General features: G+C 51.4%; 14 protein-coding genes. 11 read left to right on the top strand and 3 right to left on the bottom strand.

What is annotated here, in order from left to right; all coding sequences use genetic code 11:
* Window positions 1-15 precede the first annotated feature (15 nt).
* The 6 genes from BUB30_RS33125 (at window position 16) to BUB30_RS33150 (ending at window position 8,366) form a co-directional block, all read left to right on the top strand.
* Window positions 16-531, top strand: a complete 516-nt coding sequence (locus tag BUB30_RS33125; RefSeq protein WP_073143120.1) for a DinB family protein — start codon at window positions 16-18, stop codon at window positions 529-531.
* Window positions 532-534: 3 nt separating this feature from the next.
* Entirely contained in the window at window positions 535-1,830 is a 1,296-nt protein-coding gene (locus BUB30_RS33130; protein WP_073143121.1) for a D-alanyl-D-alanine carboxypeptidase/D-alanyl-D-alanine-endopeptidase, read from the top strand.
* Entirely contained in the window at window positions 1,817-3,097 is a 1,281-nt protein-coding gene (locus tag BUB30_RS33135) for a glycoside hydrolase family 3 protein (protein ID WP_084138529.1), read from the top strand. The genes BUB30_RS33130 and BUB30_RS33135 overlap by 14 nt, the downstream gene beginning before the upstream one ends.
* Before the next feature lie 57 nt (window positions 3,098-3,154).
* Window positions 3,155-3,970 (top strand): N-formylglutamate amidohydrolase, encoded by an 816-nt coding sequence (locus tag BUB30_RS33140; protein ID WP_073143125.1) that lies wholly within the window; start codon window positions 3,155-3,157, stop codon window positions 3,968-3,970.
* Window positions 3,967-5,328, top strand: a complete 1,362-nt coding sequence (gene hutF / locus BUB30_RS33145) for a formimidoylglutamate deiminase (protein ID WP_073143126.1) — start codon at window positions 3,967-3,969, stop codon at window positions 5,326-5,328. The genes BUB30_RS33140 and hutF overlap by 4 nt, the downstream gene beginning before the upstream one ends.
* Window positions 5,329-5,450: 122 nt before the next feature.
* A complete protein-coding gene (locus BUB30_RS33150; RefSeq protein WP_073143128.1) occupies window positions 5,451-8,366 on the top strand; it encodes a DEAD/DEAH box helicase in 2,916 nt (971 codons plus the stop codon).
* A gap of 73 nt (window positions 8,367-8,439) precedes the next feature.
* Here the strand turns inward: BUB30_RS33150 and BUB30_RS33155 are convergent, their stop codons facing one another.
* On the bottom strand, window positions 8,440-10,800 hold the full coding sequence (locus BUB30_RS33155; RefSeq protein WP_073143129.1) for a prolyl oligopeptidase family serine peptidase: 2,361 nt from the start codon (window positions 10,798-10,800) through the stop codon (window positions 8,440-8,442).
* 62 nt (window positions 10,801-10,862) lie between these two features.
* On the opposite strand from BUB30_RS33155, the gene BUB30_RS33160 reads away from it, so the two are divergent.
* Complete coding sequence (locus BUB30_RS33160) at window positions 10,863-11,366, top strand: GNAT family N-acetyltransferase (RefSeq protein WP_073143131.1); 504 nt, start codon at window positions 10,863-10,865, stop codon at window positions 11,364-11,366.
* 68 nt (window positions 11,367-11,434) lie between these two features.
* Here BUB30_RS33160 and BUB30_RS33165 read toward each other — a convergent pair whose 3' ends face one another.
* Window positions 11,435-12,757 (bottom strand): amidohydrolase, encoded by a 1,323-nt coding sequence (locus BUB30_RS33165; RefSeq protein ID WP_073143133.1) that lies wholly within the window; start codon window positions 12,755-12,757, stop codon window positions 11,435-11,437.
* 67 nt (window positions 12,758-12,824) lie between these two features.
* Here BUB30_RS33165 and BUB30_RS33170 point away from each other — a divergent pair, with 67 nt between their 5' ends.
* From BUB30_RS33170 to BUB30_RS33180, 3 genes are all read left to right on the top strand, one after another.
* Window positions 12,825-13,145 (top strand): Rieske (2Fe-2S) protein, encoded by a 321-nt coding sequence (locus tag BUB30_RS33170; RefSeq protein ID WP_073143134.1) that lies wholly within the window; start codon window positions 12,825-12,827, stop codon window positions 13,143-13,145.
* Between the two features lie 53 nt (window positions 13,146-13,198).
* Complete coding sequence (locus tag BUB30_RS33175) at window positions 13,199-14,209, top strand: hypothetical protein (RefSeq protein WP_073143136.1); 1,011 nt, start codon at window positions 13,199-13,201, stop codon at window positions 14,207-14,209.
* Window positions 14,210-14,329: 120 nt separating this feature from the next.
* On the top strand, window positions 14,330-14,677 hold the full coding sequence (locus BUB30_RS33180) for a hypothetical protein (protein ID WP_073143138.1): 348 nt from the start codon (window positions 14,330-14,332) through the stop codon (window positions 14,675-14,677).
* A gap of 151 nt (window positions 14,678-14,828) precedes the next feature.
* Here BUB30_RS33180 and BUB30_RS33185 read toward each other — a convergent pair whose 3' ends face one another.
* Window positions 14,829-16,925: a TonB-dependent receptor plug domain-containing protein gene (locus BUB30_RS33185; RefSeq protein WP_073143139.1), complete on the bottom strand. Its 2,097-nt coding sequence runs from the start codon at window positions 16,923-16,925 to the stop codon at window positions 14,829-14,831.
* Between the two features lie 337 nt (window positions 16,926-17,262).
* Here BUB30_RS33185 and BUB30_RS33190 point away from each other — a divergent pair, with 337 nt between their 5' ends.
* Complete coding sequence (locus tag BUB30_RS33190) at window positions 17,263-17,745, top strand: TfoX/Sxy family protein (protein ID WP_143165184.1); 483 nt, start codon at window positions 17,263-17,265, stop codon at window positions 17,743-17,745.
* Window position 17,746: the final 1 nt, after the last annotated feature.

A 17,746-nucleotide genomic window follows, 5' to 3' on the forward strand; every position in this document is an offset into this window, starting at 1 on the left:
CTTATTTTTGACCGTATGACAAAACCCGACCTGCAAGCTGTTCCGACAGCCTTCAAACACTACGTTGAAAATGTGAAAGACCAGGACATGATGGCGGCATTGAAAGACTCCAGCGTGAAGTTTCTTTCCATCATACGTTCACTCCCCGAAGAAAAGGGCGCTTATGCCTACGCCGAAGGCAAGTGGACCATCAAAGAAATGTTGTGCCACATGATGGACGCCGAGCGGATCTTCGCCTACCGTGCCCTTCGTTTTGCCCGTAACGACAGCACGGCGCTACCCGGATTTGATGAGAACAGTTACGCCCCCGAGGCCAATGCGGCAGCCCGCACCCTGGCCAGCCTTGTCCGGGAAATGGAAACGCTACGCCAAACCACGATCGATCTGTTCGCAAACTTTACACCGGCCATGCTGGATCGCAAGGGCACGGCGAGTAACATGCCGATGAGTGTGTTGACGCTAGGCTACATTATTTCCGGGCACGAAACCCATCACCGGAAAGTGCTCACGGAACGCTACCTGGCCCACTAGCGCATGCGAACCTTTCTGCGCTATGTTTTCACGTTTGGAGCCCTGGGATTTCTTTTCTCCTGCTCGCCGCTGGCCCCGCGCAAACTGGACAAGTTGTTTCTGGGGACTGAAACAAACTTTCATGATCACACGGGATTCATGCTGTATGACCTGGAAGAAAAAAAGAGCGTCTATGCTTTTAATGCCGATAAATATTTCACGCCGGCCTCCAACACAAAAATCTTCACCTTCTATACCAGCCTGACCTTGCTGGGCGATTCCCTGCCCGCGTTGCGTTATGTGGAAACAGCAGACTCGCTTATTTTTTGGGGAACGGGCGATCCAACGTTCCTCTACAAAAATGTTTTCGACAACGGCCGGGTCTTTAATTTCTTGAAACAGTCCGGCAAGAACCTCTATTTTTCGGGATCAAATTTTTATACAACCACCTTTGGTTTGGGGTGGGCGTGGGACGATTATAATAGCGCGTATTCCGCCGAACGCTTTTCGTTTCCCGTCTATGGCAACCTGGTGGCCGTGAAGACGAAAAGCAACCGCCTCGATCTTCAACCACCATTTTTCAAAAACAGCTTTACGACGGGCGATGTGGAGGAAGAAGCCAAGGTGATCCGAAAAGTAGAAAGCAACGATTTTAAATTTTACCCCTCTCCAAAAGGAAGCTTCGAAGACGACATTCCTTTCCGCGCAGATGCCGACCTTGTGTCGAGACTGCTGGCGGATACATTGAAAAGAGCGGTAACGACTGTGAACAAGACGCTCGCCAAAAATGCCCGGGTGTTGTATAGCATGCCCGTCGACAGCGCCTACCGGGTGATGATGCAGCAAAGCGACAATTTCATTGCCGAGCAGTTGCTGATGATGAGCGCAGGTGTGCTCAGCGATAGCTTGCAGCCGGAAATTGCTATTCGCTACATGAAAAAAAATGCGCTAAAAGACCTGTCGAACGAACCCGAGTGGGTGGATGGCTCGGGGCTTTCGCGCTATAATTTATTTACACCCCATTCGGTGGTGCAGCTGTGGGAGAAGATCTATGCCAAAGTGCCGCGCGAAAGACTCTTTCCGATGCTGGCCACCGGTGGCAAGCCCGGCACATTGCGCAATTGGTACAAGGCCGACAAGCCTTATGTTTTTGGAAAAACAGGTTCGCTGAGCAACGTTCATTGCCTCAGCGGTTTCCTGGTGACAAAGCGGGGAAAAACCGTGATCTTCTCGTTCATGAACAGCGACTTCACGGTGGCCTCCAGCGAAGTGCGAAAAAATATGCAGACAATCCTGAATTTAATTTATGAGAACTACTAACCTCCCGATCTTCAAAACCATTTTTTGCTGCTCAATTTTAATGTTGGGCAGAACCCTGTCGCCGGCACAGACGCCCGACAGTCTCGATATCAAGATCGGGCAAATGATCCTCATTGGCTTTCCGGGGCCGGCGGTTGACGAGAAAGTGCTGGACGAAGTGCGTCGCGGGATGGTGGGTTCGATCATTTTGTTTGAGAAGAATATCCCTGCCAAGAACTCGTTTGTCGAGCTGAAGAAAATTATCTGGACCTATCAGAAGGCCTCACCCTATCCGCTGTTTATCGGCATTGACCAGGAAGGTGGGCGGGTGAACCGGCTCAAGGACAAATACGGATTTCCCCGATCCATCACGGCCTGGGCCATGGGCAAATCGCCTTCCCTGGACTCGGTGCGGTTTTATGGGGAAGCCACAGCCTCGACGTTGGCCGGGTTGGGAATCAACATCAACTTTGCGCCGGTGGTGGATTTGGCTTCCAACCCCGACAACCCCATCATTGCAAAATATGGCCGCGCATTTTCCGCCAACGAAGATTCCGTGGCCGTGATGGCAAAAGAATTTATAAAAATGCATCACCGCTATGGCGTGCTGACATCGCTGAAACATTTCCCGGGACACGGCAGCTCCAAGGACGACACGCACCTGGGCATTGCCGACGTGACCAACACTTGGGAAGAACGCGAACTGAAACCCTACCAGATCCTGATCGACTCCGGCTACGCCGACGCCGTGATGACGTCGCATATTGTGAACAAAAAACTGGACAAAGCCGGCAACCCCGGCACTCTCTCTGCCGACATCCTGACCGGTGTGTTGCGCCAGCGTCTGAATTTTGACGGGGTCATTTTCACGGACGACATGCAGATGCACGCCATCACCAAACACTACGGACTGGAAGATGCCATCAAGTTGGCCGTGAACGGAGGCGTTGACATCATGACGTTTTCCAACAACATTTCAGGAAGCGATGAGCGCACGGTAAACAAAGTGCACTCCATCATTCGCACCATGGTCGAAAAAGGTGACATCAAGCGAGAAAGAATTGAGGAGAGCTACCGCCGCGTGATCAAACTTAAAAAACAGCTGAGCCAGGGCGATCGTGCCGCATACTATCAGCAGCAGGTTGAAAAGGCAAACGTTGCGTTGGAGACCGAGAAAAATCTGGCCAAACAAAACGCCGAAGCGATGTATCAGAAGGGCAAGCAAGAAGGCAAACAGGAAGCAGAACAAGCGGGCTCTTCAAAGAAAAAGAAACGCAAAAAATCCTGATGCCCTGGTTCGTCTGAAACACTAGCGAAACAGCATTGTTATTTTTTAGAAAAGAAAATGGAACCGTTTGTCATTCACCCCGCCACAGCCCCGCTCGTTCCCATCCTGGTGAGCGTGCCCCATTGCGGCACAGCCTTTCCGGCGGAGCTAAAGGACCAGTACCGTCCGGACCTCATCGAGGCGCCGGATGATACAGATTGGTTTGTGAACAAACTTTACGATTTCGCGCCATCACTCGGCATCACCATGATCACGGCCGTGTATAGCCGGTGGGTGATCGATCTCAATCGCGATCCCCAGGATAAGCCGCTCTACACCGACGGACGGATCATCACCGGCCTTTGTCCGACAACAATTTTTTTGGGTGAACCGCTTTACAAGGATCAACGAAAAGAAGTGGCCGCGGAAGAAACCGAACGAAGATTGCAAACCTATTTTTGGCCCTACCACAACGCCCTTCAAAAACAATTGCAGGAATTGAAGGCGACCTTTGGAAAAGTATTGTTGTGGGATTGCCACTCCATCAGACAGTACGTACCAACGATCTATAAAGAAAAATTCCCCGACCTCATTCTCGGCGATGCTGACGGTGCCGCGGCAGCGCCGGCGCTCATTGAGCGGGCGTATAAACAATTGGGATCCGCCAAGTATTCGGTGAGTCACAATTTCCCATTCAAGGGCGGATACATTACGCGAAACAATGGGAAACCCCTGGAGAACCAACACGCGCTTCAGTTGGAGATGAGCAAGATCAAATACATGGACGACACCGAACGATCGTACCACGACGAACGCGCCGGCGAAATGCGAACGTTGCTGAAGAGCACCTTGACCGCGTTGGCTGACTATCTTCAACCGAAAAAAGGCACATGAAGTATTTTAAATTCAAAGGCTTGTTGTTGAGTAAGGGCTGGCTGTCGCCTGCCTATGTTGGCGTGGATGATGCCGGGTTGATCCAATACTTGTCGGAGCAACCGCCCGTGGAGGTTGTTGCCTTTGAAACGGTGAATGGTTATGCGTTGCCGGGATTTCAAAATGCGCATTCGCATGCCTTTCAGTTTGCCATGGCCGGCATGGCCGAGAAACATGAACCCGGGTCACGCGACGATTTTTGGAGCTGGCGCGAGGCGATGTATAAATGTGCATTGAGCCTTGACCCTGCGCAGATTGAAGCAGTGGCGGCGATGCTTTATGCGGAAATGCTCCGCAAGGGATACACCAGCGTGGCGGAATTTCATTATTTGCACCACGACCCTTCTGGAAAACCCTATTCGAATTGGGCCGAAACCGGCGAGCGCTTGATTGCAGCAGCAAAAACGGCCGGCATCAAAATAACCCTGGTGCCTGTATTTTATCAAAAAGGAAATTTCGGAGAACCGCCTCAACCCCGGCAGCGCCGTTTTATTTCAGCGACCCTCGACGACTACCTTCACCTACTCGACGACTCCGCGGCCGCCGTAAAAAACGACGAAAATGCAAAGCTTGGATTTGGCGTGCATTCGCTTCGTGCCGTGAATGCGGAAGATGTGATCAATACTTTCAAAGACGGTCCGACCAACATTCCCTTCCATCTTCACGCCGCAGAACAACGCAAGGAGGTTTCCGATTGTGAGGCCTATCTAAAAAAACGCCCGGTGCAATGGCTCACGGAAAATCTTCCGTTGAACGAACGCTTTCACATCGTTCACTGCACGCACATGAACGATGAAGAGGTCTTGGCACTGGCCAGGTCCGGCGCGCAGGTGGTGTTGTGCCCTGGCACGGAGGGCAATCTTGGGGATGGCATTTTCAGATTGACCGACTATGCGCGCGCCGGTGGAAACTGGTCTATCGGCACCGACAGCCACATCAGCTTAAACCCGCTGGAAGATCTCCGTTGGATGGACTATGCCCAACGGCTCACCACCCACCAGCGCAACACGTTTGACGACGGTGCAACAAAGCTGATGACAAAAACGCTGGAAGGTGGCCGCCGCGCCATGACCGCGTCGCCTGTAAAAGATTTCTTTGCGCTACACGCTCCTTTTGACGCGGCGGTCTTCGACGCAGCGAATCCCTTCCTTGAACGAGGACTGGATCATATGCTACCCTCCATTTTATACACCAGCGATGCATCCGCCCTTTTAGGCACCCTGGTGAACGGAAAATGGCGCGTAAAAAATCACGTCCATTTGCAGCAGGAGAGCATCCGCGCGCCCTTTCGCGGAGCCCTGAAAAACCTTTCTTTTTAGTTCAACAGGACGCTTTTTCATCCTGGCGCGCGAATCCGTAAATGCGGCGGTTGGTTTTCCCGGAAGGCTTCCCGGCACACCCGCATATTGTTATATTTGCCACCCACACGAAACGACGGAGAATGCTTTTTGATGATGCGTTTGATCAACCCAAACCAGCGGTGCGCCCCACGCTGCCCGTGGGTACGGTGATCGACTACGAGATTGGTTTTTTATTCAACTTTGCTTCCGGAAAATCCACGCGCTTTGACCTGGAACCGGTGCTCCTTTTTAAAAGAGGACCCTATACCGAATACAAAAGAATTTCCCTGCAATCGGACCGCGCACTGGCCTACCTGCAGCCGCTGGAGGATACACTGTACAAAGATTTCCTGGCGTTTTCAGATGACCGCCTATTGGATTGGATGACCAACACGGGCAACCGGTTCATCCGAAACCATTCCGGAACCTGGGCCCATGTTTCAGCCAAGGAGTTGGTGAACCTGCGCAAACACTACCGCGACCTACTGGAAAAACTTTGGCCGGCATTAAATGCCTGGCCCAACCTATTCATTCTAAAAGCGGGACGCTTCAATAACAATCAACAACAATTCGTCAAGCTTGGCAACGAGGTGGCTATACGGTTTACGGCTGATCGCAAAGGCGATGCGATCGTGTTGAACCTCGTGCTGGCCTTGGACGGTCGCGTATCCCCCCTGAACCTGTTGGGTGGATTTTTGCTGGAAAAAGACGGCCTGCTCTACCTGCCACCCGACGCGCAGACACTGGCGTGGATCGACACGTTCAAGAAAGGAGCCCTTTCGTTTCCGCTGTCCATCAAAAAAGAAATCGTCACGAAATACATTCTTCCGTGGCTGGACAAGTACCCGGTGGCCATCGATGACAAATTGAACATCGCTATCACCACACCCGAACAGCAGCCGGGCGTTTTTCTCAGCGAATTGAACGAGAGCAACCTGATGATCCGCCCGCAATTCCTCTATGCCGAAACGCCCATCGACTACAGCGAAGAGCGTTTCGTGGTGACCGAGGAGGGTGAGGCCATCAAGATCATTCGTCGCAACAAGGAACAGGAGAAGGGGCTCTATGAATATTTGCGCACGCTTCACAATTCCTTCAAGAATCAGCGCAACAACCTTTATTATTATCTTCCTTTTGATGAAGTGATGAAACGCGGGTGGTTCATCACCATGATGCGCAAAGTGCAGGACCAGGGCTATGGCGTTCACGGGTTGCATGAGCTGCAGAAATTCAGATACACCACCCATATTCCAAAGTTTACGATTTCGGCTTCCTCGCAACCCGATGGTTTCGATTTGAAAGTGACCATCCAATGGGGGGAACATACGGTGAGCCTGAAGGAAATCCGTCACGCCATCCTAAACCGGCAGGACACCATCATGCTGGAGGATGGAACGTTGGGCCACATCCCGGAAGAATGGATCAGTCAATACAGCCTGCTGTTGCGCACTGGCACGGAAGAGAACGGCACACTGAAAGTGAGCAAGCTGCACTACACGCTGCTGGAAGACATCCTGGATAAAATAGACGATAACACCGTCCAGCAGGACATCGAAGCCCGGAAACAGAAACTCCTGAAATACGACGACATTCAAAAAGTGCCGTTGTCCACTGAAATAAAGGCGTCGTTGCGGCCCTACCAGTTGTCGGGCTTTCATTGGTTGCAGGCGTTGGATGAGTTGAGCTGGGGTGGATGCCTGGCCGACGACATGGGCTTGGGGAAAACACTGCAGACCATTTCCTTTTTACAATTCGTAAAAGAAAAATATCCCGGTAGCACGCAATTGGTGGTGTGTCCCACATCATTGATCTTCAACTGGGAAAATGAATTGCAAAAATTTTGTCCCAGCATAAAATTTCACACACACTACGGTCTGCAACGCAGCTTCACCGAAACACACTTTGCCGACTACGATGTGGTGCTCACTACCTATGGCGTCGTGCGCAACGACCTCGATGATCTGACAGGCTTTTTGTGGCAATACATTATCCTGGACGAGAGCCAGGCCATAAAAAATCCTGACGCGCGGGTCACGAAAGCGGTGATCCAATTGCAGGCGGTGAACCGCGTGATCCTGAGCGGAACGCCCATTCAAAACAATACGTCGGATCTCTTTGCACAATTTAATTTTCTGAATCCCGGTCTGTTGGGGACGCGCGAATTTTTTAATCGTGAGTTTGCCATTCCCATCGATAAACTGGGCAGCAAAGAAAAAACAACCTACTTAAGAAAACTCATCAACCCCTTCACCCTGCGCCGCACCAAGGAGCAAGTGGCCAAGGACCTGCCCGACAAAACCGTGATGGTGCTCTGGTGCACCATGGAAGCCGAGCAACGCCGCATCTACAACGACTACCGCGATCGTTACAAGAGCACGCTCATGAAGCGGATCGATGAAGAAGGATTGGGTAAATCGGGGGTATATGTTTTGGAAGGTCTGCTAAGACTCCGCCAGATCTGCGATCACCCGGCATTGGTTGAAAAATCGGAAGAGCCCGTAAAACCGTCGGTGAAAATCGAAGAGCTGACACGCGAAATGCGAGAGAACGCCGGTGATCACAAATTCCTCGTCTTCTCACAATTCACGGAAATGCTGCACCTGATCCGCGACGAATTTGAAGCGGCCGGCATTTCTTACTGCTATCTGGATGGAAGCACGTCGCTGAACAATCGCCGGGAACAGGTGGAGAAATTTCAATCCGACAGCACGATCAAAGCGTTTCTCATCTCTCTCAAAGCCGGTGGCGTAGGGCTCAACCTCACCGTGGCCGACTATGTATACCTCGTCGATCCGTGGTGGAACCCGGCGTCCGAGCAACAAGCCATCGACCGTGCGCACCGCATTGGGCAAACACGGAAAGTGTTTGCTTATAAAATGATCTGCAAGGATACGGTGGAGGAAAAAATTCTTCAGCTGCAAGAACGCAAGAAAATGTTGGCCGATGATCTGATCCAGGAAGATTCCGGTTTTGTAAAGAACCTTTCGCGCGAGGACGTGGAGTTCTTGTTTGGCTAAGGCAAAACTTAACGGCAAAAAAAATGAGATGAGAAATTACGCTCATCTCATTCTTGTAATTTGTTAGACGTACTTACTTCGCCTTTAAATTTTCTTCGAACAATTTCAGGATCCGTTTGTACTCATCCGTCCAGCTGCTGGCTTCTACAAACCCATGATCTTCCATGGGATAAACGGCGAGTTCCCAATTGTCTTTTCCTAGTTCAATAAGACGCTGCGACAAACGCACGGCATCCTGAAAGTGAACGTTCACATCAACCATGCCGTGGCAGATCAACAACGCGCCCTTCAGACCTTGTGCATGATAGAGCGGCGAACTTTTTGCATAGGCGATGCTATCGCTTTGCGGGATGTTGAGAATGCTGCCAGTGTAAGGATGATTGTAGTGCGCCCAGTCGGTAACCGGTCGCAAGGCTGCGCCGGCCGCGAACGTGTCGGGCGTGGTGAACATGGCCATGAGCGTGATGAAACCGCCGTAGGAGCCACCATAAATACCGATGCGTTTAGGATCGATCTGATGTTGATCCACGAGGAACTTTGCGCCATCGAGATTGTCGGTCAGATCTTTTCCGCCCATGTGGCGATAGATGCCCGTTCGCCAATCGCGTCCATAGCCGGCGCTGGCGCGGTAGTCCATATCCAGCACGGTGTAGCCCATGTCGGCCAGCAAATTGTGGAACATGTATTCTCGGAAATAGCTACTCCACCACTTGTGAGCATTTTGAAGATAGCCCGCGCCATGCACAAAGATGACCGCCGCTCCATTGGGGTTTTTGGGCTTGTACAGGCGTGCATAAATATCCTTGGTGTCGCGCGCCTTGACCGTGACCAACTCAGGTTCGCGCCACGCATAGGATTTGAACTCGCTGGTGAGCGACTGCGTGATCTGCCGCGGTTTTGCACCCGGTTTGTTCTCCATGATAAAAAGCTCCCACGGTTTGTTGCTATAAGAATACCGGAAGGCAATGTTCTTCTCGTCGGGCGAAAGAAAAACTTCGTGCGAGCCGGTGAGGGTTGTCAATCGCTCGGGTTTTCCACCGGTTGTGGGCAAGCGATAGAGCTGCTTTTCGCCGGGATGTATTTCATTCGTCAGGATATAAAACAATTTCTTATCGGCGGAGAGCCACACTTGTTGTACTTCGAACGCACCCTGGGTGATTGCTTTTTTGGTGCCGGTGGCAACATCGACGGTGTAGAGGTGAAGGAACCCGGTTTCCTCGGAGGTGTACCACAGTTGTTTGTTATCGGCCAGCCAACCCATGCCCAGGTTGCCAAAGCCGTTGCCGCTGATCCAGGCTTCATCATGCTGGTGACTGAGGGTTGTCAGCTTTTGTGTTGCAGGGTCCAGCAAGGCAATCCAGCGATCCTTAAAATCGACGGAGTTTATGGTGACCACGCAATACTTACCCTCGGGCGACCAAAGCACGTTCCCGACGGCAACCGGTCGCGGTGTGGCTTTGGTTTTTTTATCCGTATCGGACGTTTTTTTGACCGGGTAATCCTTTGTGTACTCCAGCGTGTCCGCTATGCCTGGCAACTCATCCATTTTCACGAGTAGTGCCGTATCGCGGGCGATATCGTATAGATAAAACTCGCTGCTGCTCACCGGCGCACCCACTTTGGGACGGGAGAAAATTTCTTCGGTAAAACCCGATACCGTAACGTAGCTCGGCACGATCGTGCCTTTGGGACCGGATGTTTTTGATACGCGATAGGTGATAAATTTTTCATCCGGACTCACCATCAACAAATCTGCCGACTTGTCTTCGAGGTAGATTTTTTTGGGCCGTTTGGGTTGGGTGGCTTTTTGATTTTTTTGCGTGAGCTGTTGTTTTCGATCGCGTTCCCTCAACACATCAAAGTAGGCCAGTTGATCCTGGTGCAACCACTTGTCCTGATCGGTATAGGATGGAACGCTTTTCTTGCCTTCTTTGAAATCGGTGAGCTGGGCAAATTCGCCGGTGGCGATGGTCCAGCTAAAAAGGTTAGTGCCGGCGTTGAACACGATCTTTTTTTCATCACCCGAAAAGGAGGGCGACGATTCGCGCTGCACGGTGTTGGTGATTTGCGCGACCTTGCCCGTGGCCACGGTGTAAAGGAAAACATCGCCGTTCTTTTCATAGGCATAAAGGCTATACGCCTTGTTGAAGATGCCACTGCGTGAGGGGAGTGTCATTTGTGCCTTGGCGGGGACCATCACCGGCTTAGGGTTTTGGAGGGTTACTGAATACAGGGAGTCGGCGATCGCGTTTTCCGGGTTCCAGTTAAAGTAAACGGTCTTGCTGTCGGGCGACCAGGAAACGTTGCTGGGCGATACCCCGATCCACTTGGGATCACGCATTATTTTTTCAACGGTCAGTTTGTCCAGCACGGATTGGGCATGCGTGCAGAGTGCACTCCAGAGGAGCAAGGTCAGGCAGGTTAGGCGGTACATGAAGAAAAATATTTTTGACAAGATACTGTAAAGGAATATTTTCAAGTCTAATTTTTACAGGAATGTCACAGGTCATCATCCGCCCCATTACCCCAAAAGACAACGAAGCCGTGGCTTCTGTTATACGAACGGTCATGCCCGAGTTTGGCGCCGGCGGCGCAGGCTTTGCCATCCACGACAACGAGGTGGACGACATGGCCGCCGCCTATTCGCAACCGCGAACAGCGTACTTTGTTTGTGAAGTAGATGGGGTCGTTGTTGGCGGAGGAGGCATCGCGCCCCTCGCCGGTGGCGGGGAAAATATCTGCGAATTAAAGAAGATGTATTTCCTTCCGTCAGGTCGCGGGCTTGGGTTGGGGCAACGGGTGCTGGAAGCGTGCTTGCTGGCCGCAGGGCGATCCAACTTCCGGTATTGCTACCTGGAAACCTTCAACACCATGAAGAGCGCCATGAAACTCTATGAACGGAATGGCTTTATAAAAATTCCCGGTCCCCTGGGAAATACGGGGCACTTTGCCTGCGATACATTCTATCAACTGGACTTGAAGGCTGCAAAAATCGCCTGAGCAATACCCATAAAAAACAAAGTCGGGCGCAGTGAATTTTGCGCCCGACTTGCATGAAGCGATTCAACTTATTTTTTGGACGATACGCTGGCGGGCATATACATATAATCCAAAGTAACATCCAACATCGCTTTTAACCCGGTGAGCATCCCGCGCTCGTCGATCATGAAGTCGGGTGTGTGGTGAGCGGGCACTTTGCTGGGATCCTGGTCCGGAGGCATAGCCCCAACGAAGAAGAAGAAACCGGGCACTTTCTTTTGATAAAAGGCAAAGTCTTCCGCGCCGGTCACGGCATTGATACGCGCCACATTTTCGGCACCGGCTGCCTTCTGCAAGCTGGCCACCATTCTTTCCGTAAGCGGAATATCATTGTAGGTAACCGGTGTTTTGTTCTCGATCGTCACCTCTGCCGTAGCGCCTGCACTCTCGGCAATTTTGGTGGCGGTCAGTTTAATTTTTTCGTGGATCTTTTTCTGCATGTCTTCATCCAGCGTGCGGATGGTGCCGGCCAACTGGGCTTCTTCCGGAATGATGTTCTCGCGAACACCCGCCTGAAATTTTCCAACGGTGATCACCGCGGCTTCTTTCGTCAACTCGGTTTGACGGCTCACGATGGTTTGCAGACCTAAAATAATTTGCGAACCCACCACGATGGGATCGATGCCCATCCAGGGTGCCGCACCATGCGATTGTCTGCCTTTGATGTTGATATAAAACCAATCCGACGCCGCCATCATCCCGGCGGGGCGATAAGTAATTCTTCCCAGCGGAGAGATCGACTGAATGTGCATGCCAAACACGACATCCACTTTCGGATTTTCCAGCACACCTTCCTGAACCATCAGGTTGGCGCCGCCTGTTAGGCCGGGTAACGAACCCTCTTCAGCCGGTTGGAAAATAAATTTTATAGTGCCCTTCAGATCATTTTTGTTTTTAGCAAGGATCTCAGCCACTGCCATGAGGATGGCCACATGCGTGTCGTGTCCGCAGGCATGCATCACGCCCACTTCGGTGCCGTTGAGCATGGCCTTTTCTTTGGAGGCAAAGGGAAGGCTATTGCGTTCGATGACCGGGAGCGCATCCATGTCTGCCCGCAAGGCAATGACCGGCCCAGGTTTGCCGCCCTTCAGCAGGCCCACCACGCCGGTTTTGGCCACGCCGGTCTGTACTTCGATGCCCAGCTTCTTCAGGTGCTCGGCTACATAAGCGGCAGTCTTCACTTCCTGGTCCGACAGCTCCGGGTATTGGTGAAAGTGGCGGCGCCACTCAATAACTTTGGGCTCAAGTTGTTTGGCTTGCTCATCTATTTTAGCTTGCAGCTTAGGGCTTACCTGTGCAATCGATGCAAACACGATGAGGCTGCCGGTGAGGCAGAGAAAAACTTTCTTCATAGGTTTTTGTATGATTAACGAAGGAAACAATATAGAGATTAAAGCCAACCAGACAAACCGATAATGTATGGAGTGGATCAAAATATTTGCCGGGGAAGACATTGCCCGGGAGCAATTGAAAGAAGATAAACCGCGTCTCCTGGTGGTGAACGGCCGCCGCATTTGCCTGGCACGACATGGTGAAAAATTCTTTGCCGTTCAAGATGCCTGCACCCACAACGGCGAATCGCTCAGCAAGGGACAAGTGAACTACCTGGGCGAGATCGTCTGCCCCTGGCACAACTACCGTTTTGCCCTCGACAACGGCAAAGCCTGCGACTCGTCCTGCCGCGATCTGGCCACTTACCCGCTGAAATGGGATGAGGCCGGTTTTTTTATCGGTATGTGAAAATAGATTAATCCGTATTTTCGTTTCAAAATATATTGACCGGCCAACTGAACATGCATCGACCCACGCGAGTACTTTTTTTTAGCTTCATCATTTTCCTGCTTTCCGCGCCCGCTGTCGCCCAACGTGTGGTGACGCCAAAAGAATGGATCGAGCAACTGAATCTGAAAGCGGGCTTACCGGCAAAATTGCTGAGCACCCGGAGCGTTGTTTTCTACGATTATTCCCTGACGGAAAAGAATCTTCTCGATGTGCAACAAATGCTGCAACGCACCGGTGTTGATGCCGTCGCCTATTTTGAGTTGGATATGCTCATGGCCAGCAAAGACGTCACGAAAGCTTTTGCCGATTATTTCGCAAAACGGGAAATGACCAACATCGTGTTTGTGGAGCGCGACGAAACCAACTACCGGGTCACCGTGACGGCCTACAACGAAAAAGAAAATGTGGTCGATCCAGGCCAGGGCGCGTGGTCAGAGTCCAACAGCGTGTTGCTGGAGGCCATGAAAGCTCTTTACCGGACGGCAGCCACCCAACAGAAAAAACAAAATCTCCTCATCAACGACACACCCGAGACCGGCCTCGCCATAAACCCTATCCTGGGCAAGCGAAATGAGTTCTACGCGCCCGATCTCAAAGTCGACCCCCTCGCTGTACAAAAAACGGGTGATGAAGCCATCGACAAAGAACTGGAAGCGATCTTCACCGCCAACTATCCCCTGAAATTTAAAATGGCCGAACCCAATCTCACGGAAAAAGAGTTGCGCAAACAAGGCCTTCTCTACGTGCTCTGCGTGGTTCACACCCGTGGCGCCGTGGCCAAAGAACTGCTGGGCTATGACATGAGCAAATCCGAAAGCGCCCTGGTATCGGTGACTTACCCCGAGACAACGCAGCAACTCAAGAACATCCCCTCCAACACCACCATTTTCAAATTCTACTTCAAACACATCGATTCCGGAAACGCCTTCTTTGGCACCAAATGGGACGCCGACATCACCTGGCAACAAGCCCTCCTCAACCAAATCAGGGGCATGAAAGCCGAACTCCGCATCAACAATTGATAGGTGTGTTTCCCCCCGAGTTTGCGGCTATAAAATTTTCTTTTCCCTCCTGACATAGGGCTGACACATGCGGATCGTTACTTCACACCAAAGCAACGCATCACCCTAACCCAAAAGAAAATGTACACCCCGGAATTCTTTGACCGCCTCTGCGCCGTGCTCCACGAAGTGATCCCCCACTTCAACGAACGCCGCTTCATCTTCCGCATCTTCAACACCGACTGGCCCGACCTGGAACTGAGACAACGCACCCACCAGGTGACCACGGCACTGCACGAAGCTCTCCCCAAAGAATTTCCCGCTGCGTCCCAAATGATCGACGCCATCACCGCGCGCTTGCACCAACAAAAAGAAAACAAAGGCTACTCTCCATTTATGTTCTTGGTAGAATACAAAGAACGCTATGGCCAACACCACCTCGAAGAGCTGCCCCGGAAGACCGTCATGTCGCAGGCACACGCTGTTTAAAACCTACGCCCGCAGTTCAAGACATCCCGAATTCCGAAAGCACTGAACCGGGATAACCCCCACACGAACTAAAACGAACCCCGGCAAGAACGCATAAAAAAAGAGGCTGCCCCGTAAAGAGCAGCCTCGGCTTAGTTTAGGAAAAAATCTATCAATTCAGATGGAACGCCGCACCCAACGCATACACGGCACCGATCTGATCGGTACCATAATATTCGCGTGAGTTGCTATTCAGCACATTGCGTCCGTTCACAAACACATTGAATTTCTGCGTGACGTTGTAAGCCGCCTTCAAGTTCACCAACACCTTACCGGAGATGTTTCCTACCGCGCTGTTGTCTAACGGACTATCGCCGCTATACTGTCGCTGCGACGAGAAGCAATAACCATTCAAATTGAAATTGAACTTGTTGCTCGGCCTGAAGTTCACGAAATACCCGCCATACAGGGCAGGCGTGCTCTTGTGGTCGCTGTTGCTATACGTTGTCGTCGGGGTGAAGCTGGCCGGCAAGTCTTCTGTTGTTGTCTTTTGATAGGTGACGAAGGGTTTGATTTGCCATTTTGCATGAGGAACAAAGTTGAGCGACAGCGTGGCACCCGTTTGCTTTGCTGTCGTAGGCACGTTCGCGAAGGCCGACGCGAGGGGACTCGTGGTGATGATCGCCGCAAAGTTCTCCGCTTTTTGCTGGAACACATCGATGTCGAGTTGCAGGGTCTTCGAGAACTGTGTGCGATAACCCAACTCGATCATGCTGATGCGGAAAAGATTAACATCCTGGTTCCCCACGCGAGAGGCATTGACCGTTACACCGGGGGCGATTTGCACCGGTACTTGTATGTTCAAATAGTTATTGCCAATAAAAGAACCGCTGTTGGACCGGGTCACAGCCGCACGGATCAGGTTGTTTTCGTTCAGGTTATAGGTCGCCGCGAATTCATAGGCCAGGTAGGCATCGTTAGGCACAGAGAATTTGTCGACGCGAACGGCGGCAATCACACGAAGGTCTTTCACCGGCTTGATGTCGGTGCGCAAGTAACCCGAAGTGGTGTTGATGATCACGGTCTCGCCGTTCAGGTAAGCGCCGGTTTGCGCATTGAAGTAATCCTTGTCGTTGTAGTTTGCATTCTGGTAGTTGATCCCGGGAACGATCGTCGCCACGTTGCCAATCTTGAATTCATACTCCGCCTCCGCATTGGTGGTGATATAATCGTATTTGCCGGGAGAAGTGCCATAGTTCAGGTTATCGGTACCGTTGATGACCGAACCGCGCACGTGAAAGCCATAAACATGCGCCGCGAGATTGGCGTACTGGCTTTGCGATGTATTCACCGTGAACGGCGTGTTGCTGCCCCCGATAAAATTCTTTTGAACATCGGATTCCTGCAAACCGAGGCTGAGGTCGAACGACACTTTCTCGCTGGTCTTGTAGTTCAGGAAAGCATTTGCTCCCCATTTGTTCAAGGCGCGATCCGGGTGGGGATATTGTTTTTCAAAATTGCTGGTGAGCGTTTGAATGGGAACAAATTCCTGTGTGTTATCATTGTAGTACAGGTCATCAAAGCGCTTGCGATTTTGATAGTTGGTCGAAAGCGTGTAATTGAATTTGTCGCTTACTTTTTTTCCAAACGAACCATTGGCAATGAACGTGGAAGGCGTCGCCGCCTGAACCGAGGCGTTGGCATAGGTCTTGGCATCCTTGTTCGCGCGTTTCGTAATGATATTGATCACACCGGTCACGGCGTTGGGACCAAACAACGGCGAAGAAGGACCCCGCACGACTTCGATGCGATCGACGTCGTTGATGTCTACGGGCAACGCTTCCCAGGAAGTACCTCCCAGGTTGTTGTTGAACACCGGGCGATTGTCGATCATCACCAGCGTAGCCAGGTTTGATTTTTGGTATTCGGTACTGTGACGCAGCACGTTATCAAAGCCACGGATGTGAATGTCATAGACACCGTTGGTTTGCTCGCGTACGATCACACCGGGAGCCAGGCGCAAGGCTTCCATGATGCTGGTGGAACCGGCCTTGTCGATGTCGGCGCGGGTGATGGTATAACTGGAAAGGGGAGCGTCAAACAACGTTTCGTTTTTCTTGGAGGCCGAGTTGATCGGGACGTTCATTAAATCCTCCAGCGACATTTCATACAGATCTTCGTCTGTGGGTTCCTGTTCCTGGGCATAGGACGGAACGGACATGCCAAGCAGGAGCATGCCCGCGAGGGGCAAGGTAAACTTAAGGGACATAAAGGAGTTTTTTGTTTAATTAAGGGCGGACAAAAATAGGGCGACTGCCCGCGGCAGTTTGTCGAAAAGGTCAGCCAAACTTACACCCACTTGATTATCAGCATGGTTGTATAAACAACCCAATAAAATTTGGCCGTTCAAACAACGAAAAAATCGGTTTAAACAGCCCTGCAAACGAATTAAAGCGTGTCGTACAAAAATTTGCCGGTAACACGGTTAGGGATGAACGGTGCGTGATAAACTGGGTTTAATTGAAGTTTTTTGCTGAAAGTGGTTGATATGGCCCCATCTTTTGGGTGCGCAGGCCATTTTCAGGAATGCGCGATCGAACGAACACATGAAAAAAATAAAAACCTTACCCTTCGATTTTGTGCTGGACGAGCTCTTTCCGGCCGACCCGGTGACGCGGCCAATGTTTGGAGGCTATGCCATTTATGTGAAAGACAAGATCGTGATGATGCTGCGCAAAAAGGACACCCTGGTTCATGACAATGGCGTTTGGCTGGCCACCACCTTTGAACATCACGAGAGCCTCAGAAAAGAACTTCCCGCGATGCGCAGCATTCGCTTGTTCGGCGGAAAAGAAAGCGGTTGGCAAAACCTGCCCGAAGACGCCCCGGATTTTGAGGAAGAAGTAAGCCACGCCTGCCGTCTTATTCTGAAGGGCGATGTTCGTCTGGGAAAAGTGCCTGCGTCGAAAAAGAAGGCTACTCCTGCAAAAAAGAGTGTGTTGAAAAAGAAGAAGGCTTTGAAAAAACCCACGCCAAACAAAATAGGATCATCGCCTGCCAAAAAGACGCTCAAAAAGAAGAGGCCGTAAT

Origin of the sequence: Chryseolinea serpens (genome assembly GCF_900129725.1) — a bacterium.
GTDB lineage: Bacteria > Bacteroidota > Bacteroidia > Cytophagales > Cyclobacteriaceae > Chryseolinea > Chryseolinea serpens.

Coding starts and splice junctions, on each gene's coding strand:
- BUB30_RS33125 (WP_073143120.1), top strand. CDS start 16: ATGACAAAACCCGACCTGCAAGCTGTTCCGACAGCCTTCAAACACTAC.
- BUB30_RS33140 (WP_073143125.1), top strand. CDS start 3,155: ATGGAACCGTTTGTCATTCACCCCGCCACAGCCCCGCTCGTTCCCATC.
- BUB30_RS33185 (WP_073143139.1), bottom strand. CDS start 16,925: ATGTCCCTTAAGTTTACCTTGCCCCTCGCGGGCATGCTCCTGCTTGGC.
- BUB30_RS33155 (WP_073143129.1), bottom strand. CDS start 10,800: ATGTACCGCCTAACCTGCCTGACCTTGCTCCTCTGGAGTGCACTCTGC.
- BUB30_RS33160 (WP_073143131.1), top strand. CDS start 10,863: ATGTCACAGGTCATCATCCGCCCCATTACCCCAAAAGACAACGAAGCC.
- BUB30_RS33135 (WP_084138529.1), top strand. CDS start 1,817: ATGAGAACTACTAACCTCCCGATCTTCAAAACCATTTTTTGCTGCTCA.
- BUB30_RS33165 (WP_073143133.1), bottom strand. CDS start 12,757: ATGAAGAAAGTTTTTCTCTGCCTCACCGGCAGCCTCATCGTGTTTGCA.
- BUB30_RS33180 (WP_073143138.1), top strand. CDS start 14,330: ATGTACACCCCGGAATTCTTTGACCGCCTCTGCGCCGTGCTCCACGAA.
- hutF (WP_073143126.1), top strand. CDS start 3,967: ATGAAGTATTTTAAATTCAAAGGCTTGTTGTTGAGTAAGGGCTGGCTG.
- BUB30_RS33175 (WP_073143136.1), top strand. CDS start 13,199: ATGCATCGACCCACGCGAGTACTTTTTTTTAGCTTCATCATTTTCCTG.
- BUB30_RS33150 (WP_073143128.1), top strand. CDS start 5,451: ATGCTTTTTGATGATGCGTTTGATCAACCCAAACCAGCGGTGCGCCCC.
- BUB30_RS33130 (WP_073143121.1), top strand. CDS start 535: ATGCGAACCTTTCTGCGCTATGTTTTCACGTTTGGAGCCCTGGGATTT.
- BUB30_RS33190 (WP_143165184.1), top strand. CDS start 17,263: ATGAAAAAAATAAAAACCTTACCCTTCGATTTTGTGCTGGACGAGCTC.
- BUB30_RS33170 (WP_073143134.1), top strand. CDS start 12,825: ATGGAGTGGATCAAAATATTTGCCGGGGAAGACATTGCCCGGGAGCAA.